The sequence below is a fragment of the Ruminococcus bromii genome (assembly GCF_928721825.1).
Classification (GTDB): Bacteria; Bacillota; Clostridia; order Oscillospirales; family Acutalibacteraceae; genus Ruminococcoides; species Ruminococcoides bromii.
In genome coordinates, this window is sequence record NZ_CAKMVP010000003.1 from 1,430,493 (window position 1) to 1,456,664 (window position 26,172).

20 protein-coding genes are annotated in these 26,172 nt (G+C 42.2%); 5 read left to right on the forward strand and 15 right to left on the reverse strand.

The genetic code is table 11. The annotated features are described in order from the left end of the window. Nucleotides 1–12: 12 nt before the first annotated feature. From QDI94_RS07260 to QDI94_RS07305, 10 genes are all read right to left on the reverse strand, one after another. A complete protein-coding gene (locus tag QDI94_RS07260; RefSeq protein WP_278868113.1) occupies nucleotides 13–1,923 on the reverse strand; it encodes a hypothetical protein in 1,911 nt (636 codons plus the stop codon). Nucleotides 1,924–1,950: 27 nt separating this feature from the next. After that, nucleotides 1,951–2,916, reverse strand: coding sequence for a hypothetical protein (locus QDI94_RS07265; RefSeq protein WP_278868114.1), 966 nt, complete (start codon nucleotides 2,914–2,916; stop codon nucleotides 1,951–1,953). 48 nt (nucleotides 2,917–2,964) lie between these two features. Next, nucleotides 2,965–5,511 carry a coiled-coil domain-containing protein gene (locus tag QDI94_RS07270; protein WP_278868116.1) on the reverse strand — a complete coding sequence of 849 codons (2,547 nt, stop codon included), beginning with the start codon at nucleotides 5,509–5,511 and terminating at the stop codon, nucleotides 2,965–2,967. A gap of 93 nt (nucleotides 5,512–5,604) precedes the next feature. Beyond that, a complete protein-coding gene (locus QDI94_RS07275; RefSeq protein WP_101028709.1) occupies nucleotides 5,605–7,140 on the reverse strand; it encodes a hypothetical protein in 1,536 nt (511 codons plus the stop codon). A gap of 312 nt (nucleotides 7,141–7,452) precedes the next feature. After that, nucleotides 7,453–8,196 carry a signal peptidase I gene (locus QDI94_RS07280; protein WP_278868118.1) on the reverse strand — a complete coding sequence of 248 codons (744 nt, stop codon included), beginning with the start codon at nucleotides 8,194–8,196 and terminating at the stop codon, nucleotides 7,453–7,455. 53 nt (nucleotides 8,197–8,249) lie between these two features. Next, nucleotides 8,250–9,014 (reverse strand): hypothetical protein, encoded by a 765-nt coding sequence (locus QDI94_RS07285; protein WP_278868119.1) that lies wholly within the window; start codon nucleotides 9,012–9,014, stop codon nucleotides 8,250–8,252. A 115-nt stretch (nucleotides 9,015–9,129) separates the two neighbouring features. Continuing rightward, nucleotides 9,130–9,936, reverse strand: coding sequence for a hypothetical protein (locus QDI94_RS07290; RefSeq protein ID WP_101070993.1), 807 nt, complete (start codon nucleotides 9,934–9,936; stop codon nucleotides 9,130–9,132). 151 nt (nucleotides 9,937–10,087) lie between these two features. Then, nucleotides 10,088–10,906 carry a hypothetical protein gene (locus QDI94_RS07295; protein ID WP_278868120.1) on the reverse strand — a complete coding sequence of 273 codons (819 nt, stop codon included), beginning with the start codon at nucleotides 10,904–10,906 and terminating at the stop codon, nucleotides 10,088–10,090. Nucleotides 10,907–11,273: 367 nt separating this feature from the next. Further along, nucleotides 11,274–11,447: a DUF6472 family protein gene (locus QDI94_RS07300; RefSeq protein WP_169923223.1), complete on the reverse strand. Its 174-nt coding sequence runs from the start codon at nucleotides 11,445–11,447 to the stop codon at nucleotides 11,274–11,276. Then, the gene (locus tag QDI94_RS07305; protein ID WP_278868121.1) at nucleotides 11,440–12,033 is read right to left on the reverse strand and encodes an LOG family protein; all 594 of its coding nucleotides are present in this window, start codon (nucleotides 12,031–12,033) and stop codon (nucleotides 11,440–11,442) included. Before QDI94_RS07305 ends, QDI94_RS07300 begins: the two co-directional genes overlap by 8 nt. Before the next feature lie 266 nt (nucleotides 12,034–12,299). Here QDI94_RS07305 and QDI94_RS07310 point away from each other — a divergent pair, with 266 nt between their 5' ends. Further along, nucleotides 12,300–13,709 (forward strand): MATE family efflux transporter, encoded by a 1,410-nt coding sequence (locus tag QDI94_RS07310; protein ID WP_101028715.1) that lies wholly within the window; start codon nucleotides 12,300–12,302, stop codon nucleotides 13,707–13,709. 43 nt (nucleotides 13,710–13,752) lie between these two features. Further along, a complete protein-coding gene (locus QDI94_RS07315; RefSeq protein ID WP_101028716.1) occupies nucleotides 13,753–14,568 on the forward strand; it encodes a DUF4037 domain-containing protein in 816 nt (271 codons plus the stop codon). A 372-nt stretch (nucleotides 14,569–14,940) separates the two neighbouring features. On the opposite strand, the gene QDI94_RS07320 is transcribed toward QDI94_RS07315, so the two are convergent. Continuing rightward, a complete protein-coding gene (locus tag QDI94_RS07320; protein ID WP_101028717.1) occupies nucleotides 14,941–15,873 on the reverse strand; it encodes a bifunctional riboflavin kinase/FAD synthetase in 933 nt (310 codons plus the stop codon). Nucleotides 15,874–15,893: 20 nt separating this feature from the next. After that, on the reverse strand, nucleotides 15,894–16,439 hold the full coding sequence (locus QDI94_RS07325; protein WP_101028718.1) for an NUDIX domain-containing protein: 546 nt from the start codon (nucleotides 16,437–16,439) through the stop codon (nucleotides 15,894–15,896). 51 nt (nucleotides 16,440–16,490) lie between these two features. Here QDI94_RS07325 and QDI94_RS07330 point away from each other — a divergent pair, with 51 nt between their 5' ends. Further along, nucleotides 16,491–17,384 (forward strand): M14 family metallopeptidase, encoded by an 894-nt coding sequence (locus QDI94_RS07330; protein WP_101028719.1) that lies wholly within the window; start codon nucleotides 16,491–16,493, stop codon nucleotides 17,382–17,384. A gap of 273 nt (nucleotides 17,385–17,657) precedes the next feature. Here QDI94_RS07330 and asnB read toward each other — a convergent pair whose 3' ends face one another. Beyond that, on the reverse strand, nucleotides 17,658–20,018 hold the full coding sequence (gene asnB / locus QDI94_RS07335) for an asparagine synthase (glutamine-hydrolyzing) (RefSeq protein ID WP_341460964.1): 2,361 nt from the start codon (nucleotides 20,016–20,018) through the stop codon (nucleotides 17,658–17,660). Nucleotides 20,019–20,152: 134 nt separating this feature from the next. Continuing rightward, on the reverse strand, nucleotides 20,153–20,608 hold the full coding sequence (locus tag QDI94_RS07340) for a C-GCAxxG-C-C family protein (RefSeq protein ID WP_278868123.1): 456 nt from the start codon (nucleotides 20,606–20,608) through the stop codon (nucleotides 20,153–20,155). Between the two features lie 328 nt (nucleotides 20,609–20,936). On the opposite strand from QDI94_RS07340, the gene lepA reads away from it, so the two are divergent. Both lepA and QDI94_RS07350 read left to right on the forward strand, forming a co-directional pair. Next, nucleotides 20,937–22,748, forward strand: coding sequence for a translation elongation factor 4 (gene lepA / locus QDI94_RS07345; protein ID WP_101028722.1), 1,812 nt, complete (start codon nucleotides 20,937–20,939; stop codon nucleotides 22,746–22,748). A 10-nt stretch (nucleotides 22,749–22,758) separates the two neighbouring features. Further along, a complete protein-coding gene (locus tag QDI94_RS07350; protein WP_278868124.1) occupies nucleotides 22,759–23,148 on the forward strand; it encodes a DUF3783 domain-containing protein in 390 nt (129 codons plus the stop codon). 108 nt (nucleotides 23,149–23,256) lie between these two features. On the opposite strand, the gene secA is transcribed toward QDI94_RS07350, so the two are convergent. Beyond that, on the reverse strand, nucleotides 23,257–26,124 hold the full coding sequence (secA, locus tag QDI94_RS07355) for a preprotein translocase subunit SecA (RefSeq protein ID WP_278868125.1): 2,868 nt from the start codon (nucleotides 26,122–26,124) through the stop codon (nucleotides 23,257–23,259). Nucleotides 26,125–26,172: the final 48 nt, after the last annotated feature.

Here is a 26,172-nt window from a genome sequence, read left to right on the forward strand (position 1 = left end):
AATCAATTAAATTTACCAATTGCCTGCTTTTTCAACTTTGCCTGATCCTTGATTTACCAAACTATAAGATATGATATATTCGTTAGAACCCGCACTCTCAGTAAATGTATGCTGAATGTTTGTAGGCACTAGATAATTCCTTATTATTGGATCTTCTTTTGCAGGATCATACAAATCAAATCTTACAAGTCGAGAACCGCTTTTGACGCTTGTCTTTGACAGCACGCACTTATCTCCGCCACCCTGCGGTTTCATTTCATAAGCGGTTTCTGTACCGTTTGAATCGAATACGGCTTTTAGTACCAAAACATTCTGACTAAGCAGATTTCTCAGACCTCCGCCGCCGTTATATGAATTATATTCATTTAACCATAAATTGTAATCAATTTGAATATCCGCTCTCGCGTAGGTTTCTCCGGTTATCGGCAGTTGTTCGGTTGTAGTCGGTTCAACACTGCCGCCTGAACTGTTGGCATACTTTGTACCCCAATATCCGATACACGGGGCAACATTTTCAGCAACAGTAGGGGTATCGCCGTAACCGTTACCGTGTACGGCATAATAGGTATTTTCTTTATTTCCGGTTGCAGTTCCGTCATCTGTGCGGTATGTCTGAAGACCGTTTTTATTTATTTCATGTGACCAATTAAACGCTTTTTCACCATTGCCACTTTTATTTGCAGCAATCCATGTGTTTACATCAGCTGTTGTATGCCATACATTATATATTCTGCCTACCTCAACATCATTAGTTCCGTCAAGCTTAATTTTCTCTTTTACTTTACTATATCGCATAAAAGATATGTTTGTTATTTTATCCTTTGGCAGATAAGCTATCCATTCAATAGGTTTATTTCCATCACTCTTTGACTCACTCATTACTACTGACTTTGGATTTTGAAAGTTTTCGTCATAATAGGTCATAACAAGGAAACATCCGGCATTGCCAACCCACCTGAGTTCCGTATTTTGGTCATTGTCAGCATCACCTTTTGTTTTGTCAACGAAAGTAACATATTCCATATCTTTCCAGTTACTTTCAAGTTCAACTGTAATTGACACATCCTGACCCTCGTAAGCGTCACAGTTCTCTCCGGTTGCCTCAAGCCACGCAACCATGGTTATGTTTTGGGATTTAAGACCGTCAAGAGTAAAAAGAGGAGCACCTGTACCGAAATAGTAGTCGGAAAATGACCTGCCCTTTGCTTTAGTGGTTGTTGCCGAGCCGAGCGAATTAACAGAACTTACTGCCTGACATTCGTCAGCGTAGTTGTCAATAATTGCAGTGGGATCAATAACGGTCGAAGCCTCAGCACTGTTTCTAATGAATGCAATCCTTATTGGACAAGGATTCTGATATGCCAAATATGTCGATGGCTTACTGTTGTTGTCAACAGTAATATGTGTTGCACCGTCATAAACTTCATCTTTATTTGTATTCCTATTATGTACCTGAACTTTGTAACTTTTTACATATACTTCAACCTGACCGCCTGTTTGACCGGTAAGGGTAAAATCGCTGTATATGTATCCGTTATTTTTATCTCCTACTGTGCCTTCACGAAATTTCATTTCGTTTGTGTCAACGCTTTGTCCTTTATCGCCGTATCCGCGATCTACAGGAAAAAACATATTACGACCGTCAACACTTGATGCTTCTTTCAGCTTTGCCTGTTTTACGGTGATTGTATTTCTTATTTCTTCACCCTTATTAACTCTCATTCCGGCAGCAGATTCAAGAGAAAAGGGATCTGAATCAATAGTTGCCGTATCTCTTATTGTGAACCATGAAAAAGTAGATACTGCGAAAATACTTAAAACAAGAAAAAGAGCAACATATGAAGTTGTGACCTTTTTTGTGTTATTCAGTCTTGAGTCAACTAAACCGTTGAGAAAGTTACAAAACTTATCTTTCAACTTCATCAAAAATTCCCCTTTCCTACTTTAAAATCAACTTTCTTTTGTCTCTTTTGTCAATACAAGATTAACATTAAATTTTCCGTTTACAAGGGCAAGTCTTGCCTCTGCGTCTTCGCCCTCGATCCACATATTACAGGTTACCATAGCACTGAAGAATTGATCATCTTCTTGACCTGTTCCTGAGGGCTTTTCAAGTCGTGCAATGGTTTGGTTTTTACCAAGCTCATAGGTAAATTTTCCGTCAACAAAACCATCTTTATTCACAACAAACGCACTATCAGTTTTAGAATCGCTGATTGTTTGTTGTGCCTTTTTCGTGTCATAGTATACATGACTGTACGAAACTCCGCTTGGCATATTGTCTGACAAAGTGTACTCGTCAGTCTCCTGCTTCAACAAGATATTCGGAGCCGGCAACCACAGGAGCTTTTTAGAAGGAGGATCCTGCTTATAGTCAACAACCGAGAATCTTACTGCACCAACTACGGAATCTCTTGAAAAATTACCGTACTTGCTTTTATTTTTAATGCCCGTACCGTCTTGAGTTGTGAGTTGAGGAGCATCCGGTTTTATTGTTGATTTTTTGCCTATTGATATATTATACTGCGATTTTGCACGAATGTAAAGGTCAAACGACAAATAATGCAAATTTTCAGTAGGCTTACTCCACTCTCCATCTGGATTAACATGGGCTTGACCGCCTGATTGAATCAAAGACGGTTTGCTAAAATATGTGCCATCACCGGTTATTTCAGTCAACTGAAGTTTATCAAGAAAATTGCAATTAGCTTTACTAAGCGTAATATTACCCGTTTTATATGCGGTAGGAGCAGGGGCACCGTGCCCAACAACAGCAATTTCAATACCGTCAGGTGCCTGACACTCAACATTTATACCGTTGGCATCAACTGAACTCTTATCCGTAAACCACGCCTGAATGCCGCAAAAGCCGGCAAGTGCAACAGTGAACAGAACTATTAAATTTTTAGCAATCATTCTGCCCGTTTTTCTGTTGGGCGCAGTAGAGTTTTTCATTTTTGCCCCTTATTCTTTACCAAAGTAAACTGAAACAAATCCGTTTGCTTTCAGAGTTTTGTTATGGAAAACAGTTGTTTTTCTTTTGGTTGCATCTCTTACAATGTTTTCAAAATTCATCACAAACGGTCTGTCAACACCAGAGAATGTAATTACAATCGGCAGATTGCTCATACCTTTCAGCATTGAACACAAATCGTTAAATGCAACAGTAAGATCTGCCTGCTTTTTATAAACATTATATACGCTTGCGCCGCTCTGTGAAAAGCCTGCAAGCACAACACCCTTTTTACTTCTGCATATGCAAAGAGATCTTACGCTTTTCTGTGCGTTTATAAGCTCGTCTGCAACAGTAGCTTTGCCGAACTTAACAAGCTCGTCGGCATATTTTGAAACAACTGCAACACTGCCGAAGCCATAGTCACGAACGAACAAATCGCCTGTATCCTTGACAGATTTAATTTCATCCTTAACAAGGCTGATTTTTTCGCTTGCTTTCTTTTCGGCTTTGCGAATTTCAGCCTGAGCCTCTTTTTTAACCTCGGCAACCTTGGCTTTCATACGCTTTTCACAAGCTTTTTCAGCAAGCTCAACCTTTTTGTCAACCGACTTATAAGCCTTTTTAAGCTCAGAAGCGTGAGCGGCATTGCTTGCTGCTGATGATTTAAGGTTGGCTTCCTTAATTTCAACAAGTTCCTTCTTGTGAGTTTCTTCTTTATCTGCAAGCTCTTTAAGATGCTTTTGCTCGGTTTCATTTGCCCTTGCGGCAAAATCCGCATTAAGCTTGGCAACATAATCATTATGTTCGACCTCAGCATCCGCAATCTTATGATTGAGCGATTCAACCTCGGCTGTGTGAGCATCTGTCATTTGCTGCTTTTCATCAGCAAAATCGGCATTCATTTTATTGACAGTGTCCCTGTGCTGAACACGCTCATTCTGAAGTGTTTCCGTAAGATTTTCATTTTTCTCGGTTAGGTCGGTAATCCTGCGGTTATCCTCTTCAATCTGCGCATGGCACTTTTCAAGGCTCTGTGTAAGAGCGGCAATCTTGGCAAGCTGCTCGGCAACCTGAGTTTCAAGCTCTGCAATATGAGCCTTCTGCTCGGCGATAACAGCTTCCTGCTCTTTCACCTTTGTCTGCAAACGAGCATTCTCCTGCACAAGCACGAGAATTCTGTTATTTAATTCTACTATTTTTTTATTGAGTGTGTCAATAGTCTGATTGAGTTCATCAATCGTTTTATTCAACTCTTCAATAGTATCTTTTAACTGCTGATTTTCTTCCTCAAGCTCGGCAATCCTCTTTTCTGCCTCCATCAACTTGAGTTTTGTCTGCTGGAGCTCTTTCTTAACCTCTTCAAGTTGGTCTTCAAGAGCAGAAACCCTGCCCCTAAGAGTGAGAATCTGCTGTTCTTTCTGATCAATTATAACCTTTAAATTCTTGATTTCATTCGTGAGGTCAAGAATTTTCTTTTCGCGTTCACGGATTTCACGAAGGCGGATTTCCATCTCCTCTTTACGAACAGCATCAAGCTGTGCCTTCATAACCGCCTCGCGGGCCTTCTGCGGCTTTGATTCTTCCTCGGCAATTCGTGCATTTTCAGCGTCGTACTGTTCCTTAAGGATTGAACGAAGTGCCGGGTTTGTAGCAATAGACATCATAAAATGCTGGAATCCCATCGCAAAGTAAACATCCTGCTGAACAGTATCTGTCATTTTACCGTTGTATTCCTCGCTTACAACCTCAAAGCCTTTACGCTTGTAGCTGTCGAGAAAGTTCCACAGCTCAACCACTCTTTTAAAGTTGGGGTTCTTTTTGAGAAGGTTGGTCTGCATGAGCGGAGGACGAACCTCAGGCTCTTTTGAGATTTCCTTAATCAACTGAGTGTTTAAAAACTCATTAAGGGTTGTTCTGATTCTTCTGATTCGGTCAAAGTCCGAAAGCTGTGAAACATCAAGAACATCAAGGTCATCTGCAAGAGTTTCGTGAGATTCATTTATATAGTTAAGATTAAAATCTACTTTTTTCTCATTAAAATCAATGTGGCGAACCATAGAAATTTTATTATAGCTGTCGTTCGGCACATCTTTCATTTTTGAATATTTATCGTCAACAAAATGAAGCGCTTTGCGAATCAGCGTCATAAGCACACGGTTTTCATAAATAGCAAAGCTTTCTTCGCGCTCAATTGTGAGGATTTTGTTAGGCGTTACCATATCACCCTCAACCTTGGCGATAAAGTTAGTGTGCTGCGAAAGGTGCTTAACAGACTCGGGTCCAATCTTTTTTGCAAGCTCAACTCTAACAACATTGTCAACCTGCTTAATAAAACGGCGCTGTTCGTCTATTGCTTTCTGAATGTACGGAAGTGTTTCCTCAATGGCAACAACCCATTCCATATCAATTACCTTTTCGTTGGTCTTACCGTCGAGCTTATCCTCGCCCTTATCGCCGTCCTTAAGGCCTTCTGTTATGTAATTGTAAGTAAAATCATTTTTCAGAATGTCCTGCATATACATATATGCTCTGAAATATTTACCAAAATCAGCCATTGATTTTTCTCCAATCAGATAGTTTTACCGCTAAAGGGACAAAGTCCTTTCACCAAGCAAAGGGCGAACAGAGTTCGCCCTGAATTGCTAAAATTATACAAGCTTCTTGAGCATACGGAGATAATCCTTGCTCTCAGTCATATTTTCTTCGCCGAAAAGCTCGTCAATATACGCACAAAGGCCATCTATTTCATCACGAATGTATGAAAGATTGAGTGACTCAAATTTTCTAAATACCTTGCGGGCAAGAACATAGTCAAGACCGTCAAGCTCTGTACCGCCTGTTCCGACATAAGCAGGAACAAAGTCACGAAGCTGTTTTACAATACGGTTACCAAAAGCTATGCGGAAATGCTCAATAACATAATCATCCAGAAGGGCAATCTTTTTGAGGTTCTCTTCCGAAACAACAAATTGAACCTTAGCGGCATTGAGGATGTACTCAAAATGTTTGTATGAAATGTATACAGAGTCTGTGAGAGGTGCTTCAAAAGGAACACCCTTTGTGTCGATGTTAATCGGCATAGCACGGTCATAAACCTTATCTGTGATAGCAAATGTCGAGTCATCGTTATTCGCAGTACCGATGTACCACATATTCGGCGGAATTTTGAGCTGACCGTTCACGATATGCTTCGGGTCAGACGGCCAAGAGTTCGGGATGATATCAACAACCCATTCATCTCTTGACGGCATTTCAAGAATTGAAAGCATCTCGGCAAAATAATACTCAACTCGAGCGATATTCATCTCATCGAGGATTACCGCATAGATGTTTTCGTTATACGATGCCTCATACATTGCACGTAGAAGCTCAGTTTCGTTGAACTTCTTTGTAAATTCGTTGAAGTAACCGAAAAGCTCTGTTCTGTCGCGCCATGACGGCTGAACGGAAGCAACGATTGAAGGATTGTTTACAAACTTACCAAAGGCGTAAGCAAGTGAAGTTTTACCTGTACCTGAAATACCCTGAAGGATAATAAGTCTGGTAGACGCAAACGCAGCAACAAAAAGTCTGATAAGCTTAATATCGTAGTAAAGACCAAGCTGTGAACAAGCAAAGAGTCTGAAACGCTCACAGAACTCGGGAAGTGTGATATCGTTGTCATAAACCGGCGGAACATAATCTGCCCAAAGATGGTCGATTTCCGTAAGCTTGTAGAAACGGCTTTCGCCTGTGTCCTCTTCTTCGCCGTTCTTGAGTGACTCGATTTCTTCGCCTGTAAGCTCTGAAATCTCGTTGGGGTTAAGACCAATCTGTGAAACCTTCATAGAGAGAATCTTATCCTTTTCAAGGTTAAGTCTCATAACCTCTTTGTTGAGTGCCTGAACCTCTTTAACAAGAGAATCTGTATCTTTTCTTCTTCTGTGCGAACGAATAAACTTTTTTACAGCGACGACAATAAGCCATACGCAAAGTGCAAGCACAGCTACCAGAAGCACAATGGCAATAATCGCAATTACCCATGCGAGGCCGCCAAGCTCCGTGGTATAGGCATTAATAATGTTTACATAAGCGGAAAAATCAAAGGCATTGCCTACTCCGCCAAATAACCCGGTGATTATTGACCATAATGAGCCAAAAAACTGACCGAGAAATTCAAAAAGAAATTTAAATACTGTATCCACGGTACTTCGTCTCCTTAAAAAAATCTACTCTCATCTTCTTTAGGCGAAATTACATCGCCTTATACTGCGGCAATCAGCGACTGCCGCTCGTTTCCGACGGAAACGGTTTTGTGTTAATGATTTGTTTTTGTATTATCAGAAAATCTGTATTTCAGACGGGAGAACTCGGTTCGCCACTGCAATTAACTGATAATTTCTGTTGTGTTTTTACTGTAAGCTGTAACTGTATTTCTTTCTCAGCTTTGATGCTGAGAAAGAAATATACCGTTACGATAAACGCTATGAATGCGTTAGGGACAAATTTGTCATAACTTAATCGGAATTATCAGCGGAGTTATTGCCGTCAGCAGGTGTTTGTACTTCAGGCTCATTTTCCGCCTTGTCCTGATTTTCTCCGACGGAGGCAAGATATTCCTCAATAGCTCTCTTTTTCTGTTCTTCGGTAAGCTCTGCGGAATCAACCGCAAGCTTTGCCTCTTCGAGAGTTTTTTCTTTATTGTAGGCAAGCAGGTTGAGAACAACACGAACCGCTTCATAAACAAAGAAAATAATCATCGGAAGCAGAACGCAGAGGAAAAATCCAAGCTGAGTTCTGATAAAGCTTAAAAAGTTACCCACGCCGCCAATCTTCGTACCTGTGTATTTGGCAACAATAGTTGAAGAGGTTTGAAGATCCTTATCGGGCTCGGGGTTGGTTTTCTTATTGTCACCCTGTGTTCTGTAGTAGGTAATGTTATCATCCTTAACAACCTCAACAATTCGGTGAGTATTGAGTTCGGATTTACCGTTGATATTCTTATAGAAAGTAACAATATCGCCTTTCTTATATTCATATGAAGGATCGTCCGTAACCTCACAGAAAATAAGATCGCCTGTATTAATTGTATCTTCCATTGAACCTGTCAGAACACTAAGGGGCGCAACACCGAAAACATTGGGGACCCCTGATGATTTGGAAGTTAGTGACAATGTAACGATTAAAACCGAAACTGCCAGAATCAAAATCACAATAATGTCAATTATTATGTTTACTATTCTTTTTACAACTTTTTTCATAAGGGGTCTCCATTGCATTTGAATTTTAAATAATGTTTAGAAAAAACAAGAAATTATTCTTCTACAGGTGTACCTTCTACATCAAATACGAGATTAGGAATCTTCTGACCTGAATTAGCATCTTTACAGTCTACATCCTGACCCTCAAACCAAACATAGAGGGCATAATAAGCAGCCTTATCTACATCAAGATCTGGAACTGAAACTTCATAAGTTGTAGATGGTGTAATAGAAGCACCTAAATCGCCTGCGAGTGAGCTGATCGGCTGATAAGGAGTAGCTTTCTTACCATATACAGTACCTGTACCGAATGTACCGTCAGTTGTAGTAGCAGAACCGTCTACACCGATAGGAACAAGAGCTACACGAGCGTAGTCACTATTTTCGCCCTGGAGATTAAATTTAATCTTAACATCCGTAACCTTAACTGCACCAGCGTTTTTAATGTTAAGTTCATTAATGAATACATAGTCTGCTGTTGTTGTGCCAGGTGCCTGTGCGTCCTTGATTGATGCGTTGTCAACTGCACCTGAAAGAGCGTCAGAAGCGTTAGCATAGAACCACTTGCTTCCGTTTGATGAAGAAGCAGGAAACATTATTCTATCTACGTCATACTCGATATGGCTCTGCCAGTTTGTTCTGTCACTCTTACTAAGAACGAGAGAACTTACTTTACTTGTTCTTACGTTAATCTTGTCAGCATAAGAACGCGTATCCTGTGTGAACCAAGCAAATGTTGCTGTACCAAGTGCGAGCATTGCCACGAGGAGCATTGCTACGGAAGAGATTAATAATCTCTTTCTTGATGTTGTTTTCATAGAGAAATTCCTCCTAAATAAAATTAATTTTTTGTCCCTAAAACACCATAGGGATTTTTTACTATATCAGTGCCGAGGCACATAATACCAAGTTGATGTAATACTGTACCGAAAATTACGGTTTTGCTGTGGATTCTTCATCGTCACGAACCGAGAACAGCATTCTCATTCTTACATGACCGTTACGGATATCGTCGATACATTCGGGGTCGTTACCCTCAATCCAAATTACGATTGTGTATTTGTCAATATCGCCAACCTTGAATTTTTCGGTTGATGTTTTATAAACTTCCTTATCGCTTACAAACTTTGTACAATCGGTTTCGGCTTTGCTTCTGTCTTTGTACTGACCTTTGCCGTAAATTGAGCTCTTGCCGTTTTTGTAAATCATAACTCGGGTTGCTTCATCTGCCGACTTAGCCGCACCTGTGATTTCAAGCACTGCGTCATAGTCAAGCTCAACCTCTCCGTTATTTTTACAATAGAAAGTATAAGCAACATAGTTTTTGCCGTTGTGCGCACCGTCCTTGCTTGTGTCAAGGTCAACAGGAAGCCATGCATATGTAATGTTTGTAACATCCTTAACCTGCTTCGCAGTAAGTGAAGCACACTGAGTTTTGAAGTCAGCGTCTTCGCTAAGCACGATACCTTTTTTTACGGCAGGAGAATCAATGCTGATAATCAAGTCGCCCCATTGCGTTACAAGCGTTGAAACAATGAACAGAATAAGAAGAATGATTATGCAGACCGAAAGGATAATGCTCAAAAGCCGTCTGCGCTTTTTGTATTTTACAATCTCTATTGAATCATTTTTCACATGAAAATGTTCAATCTCGGCATCTGCCATTTTCTTATCATTTAAGCGACTTAACTCCTCGGGAGTAATCGGTTGTTCAATTTTTGGTTTCTTTTTTCCGAACAAGTTTTTCTCTCCCCTCAAAGTTGTATCCGTTTAACTGTCGGATTGTGCGTATTTCATTAACCCATAATTTTTCTCCTGTCTGAAATCTGCGTTGAATGACAGTTCCTCCAGGGCGGGCGGCCGATGACCGCCCCTACGGGATATTGTTTAATTATGATATTGGTTTATTGTCCTTATCGCATCCGACAAAGCCAAGCTGTACAGAAAGCTGTGCATCCTGAACATCGTCATCACACTCGGGGTCGTTACCCTCAATCCAAAGGCGAACTGTTACCTTAACAGGTTCGAGCTGATTAAGATGGAAAAGCCTTGTGTTGTTTGAGTAAACCATTGAACCTGACGGCAAATCAAAAGTTGTCTGTCCGTTTACGGGATTACTTCTGTTCGGCTCATAAATTGTTGTGCCGTTGCCTGTTCCCTCAGCTGTGAAATCAACTCTTGCACAATTTACTACATCAGCCTTTGCGCCGGTTGACTCTGTTGACACCTTTGTACCGTCATCAGCACCTGCTTTTGTGCTTTCGGTTGTGAGATGGACCCACATTTCCTCGGTTGCGATGAAGTAACATTCAAACTCAAGGTAGCTGTGCTTGTTAGGCTCTCTGACTGTGCCACGCTGATTGGTGAACTCTGTACCCTCTCTTGTTGTAACAGGGTCAAGCACCGTATCTTCAAGGCTTGAACCATGCTTTTTAAGGTAATCGTCAATCATTTCATTTGTGATTACCTTGCCGTATTTTTCAAGGTCTTTGCCGTGGTTTTCCATACTGACTTTAAGTTGTGCGGCAAGGCTGATATTGAGGTCAAGCTTGTCAACGCCCGCGAAAGTGTTTACCGAGAACCACGCAACCGTAGCTGTTGTCATAGAAAGAAGGGTTATGATTGCCACAAATACAATCAGCCTTTTTCTCTTTTTAAATGGAACTTTATCACTGACCATTTTATCAATAATCCTGTTAAAAAGGCCCATGCAAACACTCTCCTCATAAGCACACATCTGCGCCAAAATATAATAGTATTTTATACCCTAAACGCACAATTTGCAATATTAATTCTTCGACTGTCACCATTTTTGGATGAATTCACAAGATTTTCACATTTCATTTGTGCAATATTCTAATTTTTCATTACTTAATCAATATTTTATAAATTTCTGAGTTTTTGTCCTTTATTCATATTGTTCCCTTTAAAATGGCATAAGAAGACAAAAAAGTCCCTTTATTTAAAGGGACTTTAGGTTTACAATAATAACAAATGACATTTATTAAATTTTAAATAGTTATTACGAATTTGTAACCTGTCTTGTTGTAAATTACTGTAAGATTGTGTTGCATTATTTAATTTTGCTTTTTGACTATTTTGTATTCATCATAAAGCTGGAAATAGTGACATGAATCTGTGTTCTGTGAAAGAAACCTTGCCATTTCATCCTCATCAAGGTTGATGCTGCAATAATCGCCAAATTCATCGTCGCTCACAAAGTTTGCACAAAATTCGCATTTGTCAGCCATTCTGCTCACCGTCCTTTTTGAGAAACCCATATTTATTGTAGGTGAACGGAACATAATTCTCGAGCTGATTGAAAACCTCTTCTTCGGTATCGGCAATCGTGTAGAGTCTGTTACAGGCATTGGTCATAAACTTTTCACTTACGGCATTGTCAAGCATCGCAAGCATTGAGTTATAGTAGCCTTTTACATTGTATATTATAATGGGTTTTGAGTGTCTGTTAAGCTGCTTTAGTGTGAGAACCTCAAAAAATTCTTCAAAAGTACCCATACCTCCGGCACAGATTACAAAAGCGTCCGCTTTATCTTCCATAATACCTTTGCGTTCACGCATTGTATCTGTTACAATAAGTTCGGAGCATTTGTCAAAAACAACACCCACATCAATAAAAAAATCGGGTGTAACTCCGATTGTGTAACCGCCTGCGTTGTATGCGCCGCGGACGGATGCACCCATAATCCCGTATTTTCCCGCACCGAAAACAAGGTTGTAGCCTTTTTCGGCAATCTTTTTGCCGAGATGCTCGGCAGATTCAAGATAGATTTTGTCAATTTGCTCACTTGATGAGCCAAAAACACATATATTCATACTTTTTATCCTTTCGCATTCGCAGCTGCGTTGTATTTTTCTGATTTTGTCTGAAATAACAGTCAGTTATCTGAACTTAGCTTGGATATTGCGACAGTTCGCAGTCATCCGCAATTAGATTATACATCTCAAATACACAGCGGTCAAGCAGTCAAAACGGCGGCAATACACAATTTACACAGATTTTATTTTATCAAAACAATCGTAAACACAAGCATTATTAACAAATAATTTATTATTCATTTTATTCAACGGAGGGTATATTTATGTCTGCTACTTCTTCAAAGCTCAAAAATCCGAACGATTCTGTTATGAATCAAAGAGTAATAAAGCTTGCATGGCCGATATTCTTACAGCTGTTGCTTGGCGTTTCACTCGGCTATGTTGACACGATTATGCTTTCAAACTACAACAGTACCGCAGTTGGGGCAATTGGCAACGCAAATCAGGTTCTCGGCTTTTTGACCCTTGCCTTTAACATTATATCAAGTGCAACCGGCATTATCGTCAGCCAGTACCTTGGTGCAGGCAAAAAAGAAAAGATGAATATGATTTACACGGTTGCATTGTCATTCAACTTTGTGCTGAGTATTGTAATCAGCCTTGTTGTTTTCATATTCAGCCGAAATCTGCTTGAGGCAATGCAGGTGCCTGCGGCAATGCTTGACGAATCCGATATGTATATGCGAATAGTCGGCGGTACAATCTTTACTCAGGCACTTATCAACGCTTTTAACTCAATTTTTGCAAGCAACGGCAAAACCGTTTTCGGTATGATTATCGGTCTTGGAATGAACATTATCAATATCTGCGGAAATGCTCTTTTGCTCTACGGACCGCTTCAGGTTCTCGGACTCGGTGCGTCGGGTGCGGCTGTTTCCACATGCGGAAGCAGAGTTATTGCGGTAATTGCATCTGTTATATACTTCTACACGGTTATCAAAGGCAAGTTCAGCCTTAAATATCTTCGCCCGTTTCCGTATGATGTTCTCAAAAGCCTTCTTAAACTCGGCATTCCGACAGCAGGCGAGAACATTTCCTACGACTGTTCACAGCTGTTTTTACAGGCATTCATCAATACAATGGGTATCGTTGCAATCAACGCAAAAATCTACGCAAATATGCTTTCAATGTTCACATATATGATTGCTCTTGCCGCTGCAAATGCAACACAGATTATTGTGGGTCACAGCATAGGCGCTCACGATTACGATTTTGCATACCGCAGGGTGCTGAAAACTTTGCGTTTCGGTATGATAATTTCAATCTCGGTTGCAATTATAAACTGGTTGATTTCGCCATTTACACTCGGACTTTTCACAGGCGACAAGGCGGTTATCGCACTCGGTTCAACGGTTATGTTCATTGCAATTATTTTAGAATTTGGCAGAACAACAAACCTTGTTATCATCAACAGTATGAAAGCCGCCGGTGATGTTAAGTTTCCGACTGCACTTGCTATCTTTTCGATGTGGATTTTGAGCGTCGGACTCGGTTGGCTGCTCGGCATTTTCTTTGGAATGGGACTTACGGGAATTTGGATTGCTATGGCGGCAGATGAGATTTTCAGAGGTGTTGTCGTGCTTATCCGCTGGATAAAAGGCGGTTGGAGAGGCAAACGAGTGGTGCTTGAAGAAAAAACAAACTCAAACGGAACGGCAAAGGCTACGGCATAATCCGACAAAAGATATGATACCATATAACGAAAGGGAATAAACTATGAACTTTACGGAATACAATGTTAATGATAAAAACCTCGAAGAAATTTTGCTTGCACTCAAGTCGCTTGATGCGGTTGAGGCTGTCGCACTCGGAGGCTCCCGTTCAACAGGCGAAGCCGATGAAAATTCAGACTATGATATTTATGTTTACTGCTCAGAAATACCGACCGGCAAAACAAGAGAAAATCTTCTGGGAAAATACTGCTCCGTTGCCGAATTTGGCAATCACTACTGGGAGAGCGAAGACAACACGGTTATGAACAACGGTACTCCTGTTGACATAATCTACCGCGAAATTGACAGGTTCGGCGGATATATTGATACGGTAATCAAAGGCGGCAAGGCTTTTAACGGCTATACAACCGCATTTTGGCACAACATCAGGAACAGCAAGGTTCTCTTTGACAAGACAGGGACTTTTACAAAATTCAGAGATATGGCGCAGATTGACTATCCCGAAAATCTCCGCAGAGCTATTATCAAAAACAACCGCAGCCTTTTGAGCGGAAAGCTTCCGTCATATGACAGGCAGATTAAGAAAATGCAGGAGCGCGGTGATATCGTCAGCGTCAATCACAGAATCACGGCATTCCTCGAAAGCTATTTTGATGTTATCTTTGCACTCAACCGTCAGACACACCCCGGTGAGAAAAGACAGGTTCAGCTCTGCAAAAAGTATTGTACCCTCTTGCCGAAGAATTTTGAAGAAAACATAAACGCTCTTATGAAGTCAATCTCAGACGGCGGTTCATACGAAATCGTCACAGCAATGGTCAATAACCTTGATGAAATTCTTAATGATGAATTCAAATAAAAAAAGCGGTGTCGGAAAGTTCCGTCACCGCTCAGCATTTTCAGCCATATAAAATTCAAATGGAATATTGACATTGCTTTTTGCATAATATATAATAAGAACACAAGGAAAACCGTTAAAAGCGGTTAGTCCCAAAGTTTTAAAACGAATATAAAATAATCGTCCGATATTTGAGGCTGTCGGGCGATTATTTTTTTATGCTATTGATGACTTCTGCGAGTGCTATAAGTAAAATTATCAGCAAAACCGATTCAGTCATGCATATCACCCCCTTTCGGGAGTGCTAACCGCCTTAAACTTCCTTGTATTCTCGTATCATATTGTATCAAGCTGAAATTGCGATGTCAACCATAGATAAATACTACGCTTACTTCAGGCTCCGTATCTATACATCTCACCAAAAATCTCTTTTGCCGTAACTGCATTGTCGGTTATGGCATTTTTTAATTCGGTGATATTGTCAAACTTTTTTTCGGGACGAATGAAATCAAGCAGACGGACATCGGCTGTCTGACCGTATATTTCACCACCGTGAAAGTCAGGCATCCATGTTTCGCTCAAAAGTTTCGTTCCGCCGACTGTCGGCTTTACACCGATATTAGTCACACCGCAATAGACCTTTCCGTCTTCAAGCGTAACGGCAGACGCATAAACGCCGTATTTCGGCACGGCAAGATTTTCGGGAAGTTTCTGATTGATTGTCGGAGTGCCGAGTTCTCTGCCGAGTCTTTTTCCGTGGGTGATCACGGCAGAAAATCCAAAATGCGAACACAAAAGCTTGTTTGCACGGCGGATGTTTCCCTCGCTCACAAGCAGACGGATAAGTGTTGACGAAACAACATCGCCATCGTCACGCTCAGGCTCTATCACTTTAAGCTCCGTGCCATTTTCATCACAAAGCTTTTTGAGCAAATCGGTATCGCCTTCGCCGTTTTTTCCGAAACGATAGTTAAAACCGCAGACAACAAATTTTGCGTTGAGGTTGCCGAAAATAATTTTCTCGACAAAGTCCTTTGCAGACATATTCATCAGCTTTTTGAAATCAAGGCTGAAGGTATGTTCAATACCCAGGCTTTCAAGCGTTTTCAGCTTATCTTCCGTTGTCATAAGCGCACCATTAGAAGATTTTCCGAGAACCTCCTTCGGGCTTTGAGCAAATGTAAAGCACACGGGCAAAAGTCCGTTTTTCTTCTGCTCAACAGCCGAGAGAATAACCCTTCGGTGTCCCTTGTGAAGTCCGTCAAAAAATCCGAGAGCAACGGCAGTATTCAATTTTTCGTGTTCTGAAACAGTAAAATTCTGCATATATATTTCCTATGATTAAATTAAATTTTACCGCTTTTCAAAAGTGCGGCAGTCTTTAAAACGGCAATCTGTGTTTTGGAGTCGGGAATCATATTGTTAAGCACCATTTCAACGGCTTTGTTGAGGGAGATTTTTTCAACATTCAAAAACTCACCCTCGTCAAGCCTTTGCTCACCCTGTGACTTTACCCGACAGGCATAAAGATGGATAATTTCCGATGTGTATCCGGGGGACGGATAGACCTGACCGAGAGAAATGTAGGAGTAGCCCTCAAGTCCCGTTTCTTCAAGAAGCTCACGCTTTCCGTTTTCAAGCGGAGTAGAACCCTTTTCAAGCTTGCCGGCAGGAAGCTCAAGCACAACCTCCTTGTACGGATAGCGAAACTGCTTTACAAAAGAAAGGTTATTGTCCTCATCAAGAGCGGCAACGCATACTCCGCCCGGATGATTGACAACCTCCCTCTTTGACCTTTTACCGTCAGGAAGCTCCACTTCGTCAAGGACTATATGCAGGACTCTGCCGTCAAAAATTTTCTTGCTGTCAAGAGTTTTTTCAAAAAGCTCCATAATTATGCCTCCGTTTTAAAGATTGAATTATCGAAAGGAAAGGATTTTGTTATGACCGATTATAATGTTTTTCCCGATTACAAAACGCGCAAGGAAATAATAAACGGACTTTGCGGGAAATACAAATTTATCAAGCACTGCTTTGCAGGAAAAAGCGTGTGCGGAAGAGGTATTGATGTTCTGCACATCGGCAACACCAAGAATCGTGTGCTATACTGCGGCGGTTTTCACGGTTCGGAGTACCTCACTGTGCTTGCCTTGCTGAAATTCTTTGAAGAATGTTGTCAGGCTATGCAAAACGATAATCCTGTCGGCGAATACAAAATCGGAAATTTTTTAAGCATTCGCGGACTTACGATTGTGCCTTGCGTGAATCCCGACGGCACGGAAATTGCCCTGCACGGCAGTGACGCCGCATTCAAATACAAACCGCTTGTCGAAAAGGTCTGCACCGATACATATAAATGGCAGGCAAACGCCCGTGGAGTTGACATCAACCACAACTTCAATGCGGGTTGGTGCAGACTTAAACAGCTTGAATTAAAGAACAATATCAAGTGTCCTGCGCCGACGAGATTCGGCGGAAATCATCCCGAAAGCGAACCCGAAACAAAGGCACTGACAACACTTTGCCGTAATATTGACTTTGAACGGGCAATCGCTCTGCACAGTCAGGGACGGGAAATTTACTGCTCATTCGGCAGACATACACCCGTTCTGAGCTTTCGGCTTGCGTCAATGTTCTCACAGGCAAGCGGCTACAACATAGCCTTTCCCGAGGAGATTGCCACAGGCGGCGGCTTTAAGGATTGGTTCATCGAAAAATTCCGCCGACCTGCCCTCACCGTAGAAATGGGGCTCGGCAAAAATCCCCTCCCCCTCTCCGACTTTGAAGAAGAATACAAAATCCTGCGAAGCATCCTCTGTCTCGGAGCGGTGGTTTAAAAATTTCATTTCATTGTATTTACAGCACTGAACACATATTGTTTGGTGCTGTTTTTAATTAAAAGGGCGCGTTAAAATTACATTTGGGCGCGTTAAGGGCGCGTTAAACACACATTTGGGCGCATTAAGGGCGCGTTAAACACACATTTGGGCGCATTAAGGACGCGTTAAACACACATTTGGGCGCGTTAAAATTATTCCTAACATTTTCTGATATAATTCAAGGGCAACCTCGGTTGCCCTTGTTTATTTTGTTATTTTTAATAACTTTGATTAATTTTTATCGTCCTCGTCACCAAAGAATGAGATTGAGTTTACGATATTGTCAACAGCCTCGTCTGAAATTACATTAGGCTCGTCAAGATATTTTGATCTTTTTTCAATGCTGTCAATAGCCATCTGCATCTGCTCCTGCGGAGTTGACGGCTTTTTCGGAGCATCGTAAATCTCGTTATCCTCCGGATTTGAGATGTTCACATACTCCTCTTTTTTAGGCTCTTCTTTAACCTCGGGTTCTTCCTCAGGCTCAACGATTGCAGGCTCATTGCCGTCATCGGGGACTTCAACTTTCTCTGTCACATCTTCCGCAGATTCCTCTTTTACGGATTCTTCCGCTTTTTCGGCAGATTCGTCATTTTTTTTTGACTTGTCAACGCCAAAGTTCGGAGCATCGTAATTTTCGTCAATCTCCTCTGCGGCAGCCATAATTACCTCACCGGGAGCGTCAATCTGCTTTTCTCTTCTCGCCTCGGCAACAGCCTTGAGTTCGTCAAGGTGATTTACAGGCTTTTCAACCTTTTCGCTGTCCTCATCAAAATAGATATCATACCATACGAGGAATACATAAATTGTCCAAACTCGTCTGCTGTTATCTTCTTTTCCGCTGAAATGACTGTCGAGCCATGAAACAAGGACATCTGTATTGAAGAATTTCTCGGCAGTTTTGCCCTTGAACTTAGTCTTTACCACATTATAATACTTTTCTTCACGAAGCCATACTCTTGTCGGTACAGGGAAACCGAGTTTCTCTTTTTCGGCAGTAGCCTCAGGCATATGGCGAACGGCAGCCTTACGCATTGCATACTTTGTGTTGTGCTTGTTGCAGCGCAGTTTTGTCGGGAGCGATGACGCAACCTTGAAAACCTCCTTATCGAGGAAAGGAACACGAAGTTCAAGCGAGTTAGCCATACTCATACGGTCGGCTTTAAGAAGGATGTCGCCGACCATCCACATATTGATGTCGAGATACTGCATTTTTGTAACATCGTCATACTTACGGCAACGATAATAATATTTTCTTGTAAGATCCTGTGGGCGTGTTGCAATTGACGGATCCTTCAAAAGCTCCTGCTTCTGCTTGTAGTCATACATAAATGCGTTACCGATATAACGCTCCTCAAGCTTGTCACAGGCACGGATAAGATAATCTCTGCCCTTTATGTCGGGGAGCTTTCTGCAGATTGCTCTTATTGCCTTTCTGATGCAATGCGGAACAATTGTCTGATAAATTTTGAACACTCTCGGATCGTTGTAGCAAGTGTAACCGCCGAACAATTCGTCTGCACCCTCACCCGAAAGGACAACCTTTACATAATGGCTTGCAAGACGGGATACAAAGTAAAGTGCGATACATGACGGATCTGCAAGCGGCTGATCCATATGGTACTGAACAGTCGGAACAGCGTCCCAGAATTCTTCACTTGAAATAAGGTGAGTGTGATGTTCAACACCGATTTTTTCGCTGAGATTTTTTGCCCAGCTGATTTCATTATATTTTTCGCCAAAGTCAAAGCCGACTGTAAATGTTTTCTGGTCGGCAAAATATGTTGAAACATAGCTTGAGTCAACACCGCTTGAAAGGAAACAACCAACCTCAACATCGGCAATTTTGTGAGCGTTTACGGAGTTTTCAAAGACCTTTTCAATCTTGTCAACAGCCTCTTCCTCTGTCATTTCTTCATTAGGATTGAAACGAGCCTCAAAATAACGGGTAGTTTCAACCTCGCCGTCTTTGTACCAGAGGTAGTGACCGGGCATAAGGCAGTAAACACCCTCAAAGAAAGTTTCGGGCGGAACTGCATACTGGAATGAAAGGTACGAATCAAGTGCCTTTCTGTTGAATTTCTTTTCAAACTTAGGATATTCAAGAATACTCTTGATTTCACTTGCATAGACAAAGTCATTGCCTATCTGAGTGTAGTGCATCGGCTTAATGCCGAAAAAGTCACGGGCAATAAAAAGTGAGTTATCCTTTGTGTTGTAGATAGCAAAGCCGAACATACCGCGGAGTTTTGGGAGCATATCTTCTTTCCACTCTTCAAAGCCGTGAACAAGCACTTCACTGTCTGTGTCTGTATAGAACTTATGACCTTTTGCGATAAGTTCTTTTCTCAAATCCTTGTAGTTATAAATTTCACCGTTGAATGTGAGAACAAGGCTTTTATCTTCATTGTATATAGGCTGATGACCTGCACCGAGGTCAATAATGGAAAGTCTGCGAAATCCCATGGAAATATTGTCGTCCGTAAAAAATCCGTCCGAGTCGGGACCACGGTGAGTGATAACCTCTGTCATATTTCTGATGACATCGGCTCTGTTTTCAACCTGTCCCATAAAGCCGGCTATGCCGCACATATCACAATTCCCCTTTCAAGGTAATTTTCAAAATTAACCGCATTAGACTAATGCCCTATTTTAAACATTTTATCACAATTTACTCCCAAATTCAACTGTTTGCAGGCATAAGTTTCAAATCAAAGCAACGCCCCTCAGCCTTTTTTATTCTTTAAGTATTCATCAAGCAAATCCGCTGCATATCTGCACAATTCAGGACACGGACGGGCGGCATAATATTTTTCTGTTCTCTCAGACGGAGTCGGGGTATCCTTTGCCTTTGCTCTCATCCCGAGAAGGTCACGGCAGATGATTGAACCGTTGTCCTCTTTGAACCTTTCGGCAAGCTGCTGAACCTCGGTGTAGACACGCTTTTTGTCGGCATTATCCTTGCTGTCACTGTAACCCCTTGCAAGACCTAAAGCCATATACATTCCCGTAACAGTACCGCATACCTCACGCATTCTGCCTATTCCGCCGCCAAACGGCGATGCCAGCATAAGAGCAGTCCGTTCATCAAATCCCAAATCGTCACAAAATGCAAGCAATACAGCCTGAGCGCAGTTGTAGCCCTGCATAAAATTATTCTTAGCAATTTCACCTTTTGTCATACCAATTTCTCCTTTTACAAGTCAATTTCATATATGCCCAGTATAGCACCGAAAACCGCATACTGCAACGATTTTTTGCTTGTAGAAGAGGTTAGTGTATGATATAATTTATCATACAACAGCATTTCGCAAATTGTGTCGTTTACAAACACATTGCGTACGCTTTAAATTTGCTTGCTTTATTCGTTAAAATTGTTATAATCTAAGTACAGATATTTCTGTCGCAAGCTCTGCTCCTTGCAAGCAAAGCAGAGCGTTGCTCGGATTTAAATCTAAATACAGATTAAAATAAAGTACAAAAAGACATTAAAGAAAAAGGTGATTAGCATTGTCTTTTCCACAGGATAAAATAAGAAATTTCAGCATTATTGCTCACATTGACCACGGCAAGAGTACGCTTGCGGACAGAATTCTTGAGCAGACCAACTCCGTTTCCGAAAGGGATATGGAGGCGCAACTGCTTGATGACATGGATCTTGAGCGTGAGCGTGGCATTACAATCAAGGCGAGAGCGGTAAGCGTTATCTACAAAGCCGATGACGGCGAAGAATATCTTTTTAACCTCATTGACACCCCCGGTCATGTTGACTTTAACTACGAGGTTTCCCGTTCACTGGCGGCTTGTGAGGGCGCTATTCTTGTTGTTGACGCATCACAGGGCATTGAGGCTCAGACTCTTGCAAACACATATCTTGCCGTTGACAGCGGACTTGAAATTGTTCCCGTTGTCAACAAAATTGATTTGCCGAGTGCCGACCCCGACAGGGTTATTCAGGAAATCGAAGATGTAATCGGTATTCCTGCCGAGGATGCTCCGAAAATTTCCGCAAAGGCAGGAATCAACATTCACGCAGTTCTTGAAAAGGTTGTTCACGATATTCCTGCTCCGACAGGCGACATCAACGCTCCTCTGCGTGCATTGATTTTTGACAGCTGCTACGACAGCTACAAGGGCGTAATTATATATGTAAGGCTCAAAGAGGGACAGATTCACCCGGGCGATGAATTCAAGCTTATGGCAACGGGCAGTGTGTTCAATGTTGTTGAGTGCGGACTTATGCACGCAACCGCCCCCGAAAAGACCGACGGTCTTTATGCAGGCGAGGTTGGTTACATCACGGGTTCAATCAAGACTCTTGCAGACGCAAAGGTCGGCGACACGGTTACACTCACATCAAATCCCGCAGAAGAACCGCTCCCCGGCTACCGTGAGGCACAGCCTATGGTTTTCTGCGGTATCTACCCTGTTGACGGCGCAAGATACGGTGACCTTAAAGATGCACTTGAAAAGCTACGGCTTAACGATGCGGCTCTTTCGTTTGATCCCGAAACATCGGTTGCCCTCGGATTCGGTTTCCGCTGCGGATTTTTGGGACTGCTCCACATGGAAATCATTCAGGAGCGACTTGAAAGAGAATATCAGCTTGACCTCATCACAACCGCACCGAGTGTAATTTACAGAATCACACGCACAGACGGAACGGTTGAGATGATTGACAACCCGACAAACTACCCCGATCCGTCACTTATTCAAATGGCGGAAGAGCCTGTAACAGACGCTCACATCTATGCACCTAAGGAATATGTCGGCAATATTATGGAGCTTTGTCAGGACAGACGAGGAACTTTTGTCGATATGCAGTATATTGATGCCGACCGTGTTGATTTACACTATGTACTTCCGCTTGCCGAAATAATCTACGACTTTTTCGACACGCTCAAATCACGCACAAGAGGTTATGCATCATTCGACTACGAGCTTAAAGAATATGTTCAGAGCAACCTTGTTAAGCTTGATATTATGCTCAACGGCGAGGTCGTCGATGCGCTTTCGTTCATCATTCATGCCGATAAGGCATATTCAAGGGCAAGAAAGATGGCTGAGAAGTTAAAGGAAAAGATTCCGAGACAGCTCTTTGAAATTCCGATTCAGGCTTGCATCGGCGGTAAAATTATTGCCAGAGAAACCGTAAAGGCTATGCGTAAGGATGTACTTGCCAAGTGCTACGGCGGTGATATTTCCCGTAAGAAAAAGCTTCTTGAAAAGCAAAAAGAAGGTAAAAAGCGTATGCGCCAGCTCGGTTCTGTTGAAGTTCCGCAGGAGGCATTTATGGCGGTTCTCAAACTTGATACGGATTAACGGTGAAGATATGAAAGAACTTGCTATGTTTTACAACTTTTCGGACGAAAGACTTCGCAAGGCAAAGTTTGCACTTATGCCGTTGAAAATTCAGGTTAAAAAGGTTGAAAAAGAAGATTTCAATCAGCCTATCGGTTTCCTTGCAGGCATCAAAGGCATTGAGCCTGCGGCAGAAAAGTTTGACGGTGACGGCTTTGACGAAGAAATGATTGTTATGCACAATTTCACGAATAAAACGATTGACTCGCTAATCAGAGCGCTGAATAAGTGCGGTGTCGGACGAGTTCCGCTTAAGGCGGTTATTACTCCCACAAGCAAAGATTGGGACAGTCTGACGCTTATCAAAGCACTTAAAGCCGACCATGAGGAAATGCTTAAAAAATTGAAAATGAAAAGTTGAAAATGGGAAATGAAAGTCGGGAAGACAGTTTGCAAAATGCAAAGCATTGTCTTCCCGACTTGTTTTGTTTACATAAAATCGCAGTTAAAATTACTCTGTGTCACTATATTAAAGATCTCTGCCACAGCACTTCTTATACTTCTTACCGCTGCCGCACGGACAAGGATCGTTTCTGCCTATTTTTTTGCCCTTACGGATAGTTTTGTTGGCTGTGTCTGTGCCGTCAGCCGAGGTTTCTGTAGGACGGGCAATCTGCTCACGGTGGAGTGCCTGCTTTACAGCGTCTGACTGTTCAACAGTTCCTTCATCATCGGCTGCAGACTGTGCCGCTGCGGCAGCCCTCTGAGCCGCTCTCTTTGCAGCTGCAATTGCGTCCTGTCTTTTCTGAATCTCATAGATACGCTTTGGCATAATGAGCATCATCTTGACAGTATCTTCACGAATGCTTTCAATCATCTCATCAAACATATCAAAGCCTTCAACTCTGTATTCAACAACAGGATCGTGCTGACCGTATGAACGAAGTCTGATACCGTTTTTGAGCTGATCCATATTGTCGATGTGATCCATCCAATGTGTATCAACATTCTTGAGGAGGTAAACACGCTCCATCTCACGGATTGTTTCCTCGGGAAGAAGCTCTTCGTTTTCCTTGTAGATTTCGAGAGCATCATCAACGAGCATCTTCTGAATCTCTTCGGGTTCCATATCTTCAAGATCCTCAAGACTGAAATCGTACTTAGAATCATCTCTGATAAGCCAGCCTGCATAGTAATCCTTAAGACTCTGGAAGTTCCAATGCTCTGCAGGACCTTCGGGGAGATACTGCTTGATTGAAGTTGCGATTGTATCCTCAACCATTTTGAGGATTGTTTCGTGGAGATCCTCACCGTTAAGAACCTGATCACGCTGACCGTAGATGATTTCACGCTGTTTGTTCATAACATCATCGTACTGGAGGACATCCTTACGAATGCCAAAGTTACGAAGCTCAACCTTTTCCTGTGAGCCTTCGATAATACTTGTGAGCATCTTGTTCTCAATGGGCATATCCTCGGCAACATTCATACGCTCCATCATCATCTTCATTCTGTCGCCGCCGAACAGACGCATAAGGTCATCTTCGGTTGAGAGGAAGAAACGGCTGACGCCCGGATCGCCCTGACGGCCTGCACGGCCACGGAGCTGGTTATCAATACGGCGTGACTCGTGTCTTTCCGTACCCATAATGTAAAGACCGCCGGCCTCTCTTACCTTTTCAGCCTCGCCCTTAATTTCTTCCTTATACTTGTCATTCAGTTCTCTGAATGTATTTCTTGCATTGATGATTTCTTCATCATCGGTTTCTGCATAACCCGTAGCTTCTTCGATAAGCTCCTCTGTAAAGCCCTGCTTACGCATTGCGGCCTTTGCCATATACTCTGCGTTACCGCCGAGGATGATATCGGTACCACGACCTGCCATGTTGGTTGCGATTGTTACCGCACCGAGTTTACCTGCCTGAGCAACAATTTCAGCCTCTTTTTCATGCTGTTTTGCATTGAGGACATTGTGCTTGATGCCTCTCTTTTTGAGCATTTTTGAAAGAAGCTCCGACTTCTCAATTGAAATTGTACCGACAAGGACAGGCTGTCCCTTTTCGTGAGCCTCAACAATTGCGTCAATAACAGCGTGGAACTTGCCGTTTTCTGTCTTATAAACCGAATCGGGGAGGTCTTTTCTTAAAACAGGCTTGTTTGTAGGAATTTCAACAACATCAAGCTTGTAGATTTCCTGGAATTCTTCCGACTCTGTCTGAGCAGTACCTGTCATACCCGAAAGCTTTTTGTAAAGACGGAAGTAGTTCTGGAATGTGATTGTTGCAAGAGTCTTGCTTTCGCTCTGAACCTTTACGCCCTCTTTAGCCTCAATTGCCTGATGAAGACCTTCGTTAAAGCGACGGCCGTACATAAGACGACCTGTAAATTCGTCAACGATGATAACCTCGCCGTCCTTAACAACATAGTCAACATCGAGCTTCATTACACCGTTAGCCTTGATAGCCTGATTTACATGGTGCTGAATTGTAAGGTTGTCAGGGTCTGTAAGGTTTTCGATACCGAAAAATTCTTCGGCTTTCTTAACACCGCTCTGTGTAAGCGTTGCGGTTTTCTGCTTTTCGTCAACAACATAGTCAATGTCGTGTTCCTTGTAATATTCCTCCATATCCTCTTTTGCGTCAAGTTCTGCAAAACGCTGAACCTTAAGAGTTTTTGCAAAAGCATCTGCCTTTGCATAAAGGTCTGTTGACTTGTCGCCCTTACCCGAAATAATAAGAGGAGTTCTTGCCTCATCAATGAGGATTGAGTCAACCTCATCGACAATTGCAAATGCGTGCGGACGCTGAACCTTGTTTTCCTTGTAAACCACCATGTTGTCACGGAGGTAGTCAAAACCGAGTTCGTTGTTTGTTCCGTATGTAATGTCTGCGGCATAAGCCTTTTTTCTGCCGTCATTGTCAAGGTCATGGCAGATAAGGCCGACCGAAAGACCGAGGTATCTGTAAAGCTTGCCCATCCACTCTGAGTCACGGCGGGCAAGGTAATCGTTGACTGTTACAATGTGAACGCCTTCGCCCGTAAGAGCGTTGAGGTATGCAGGGAGGGTAGCAACCAAGGTTTTACCTTCACCGGTTTTCATCTCGGCAATTCTGCCCTGGTGAAGAACGATACCGCCGATAATCTGAACGGGGAAGTGCTTCATGCCAAGCACTCTCCAGCCTGCCTCACGACAGGTTGCAAATGCTTCGGGGAGAATATCGTCTGTTGTTTCGCCGTTGGCAAGTCTTTCTTTAAGGATTGTTGTCTGGTTCTTGAGTTCGCTTTCGCTCATAGCCGCATATTTATCTTCGAGTGCAAGCACCTTGTCACAGATTGGCTGCACACGCTTAACTTCACGCTTGCTGTAGTTGCCGAACATAGCTTTTAAAAAATTCATCAGGGTTCTTCCTTTCAATGTACCGAAAAAATCGGTCAAACTGTATTT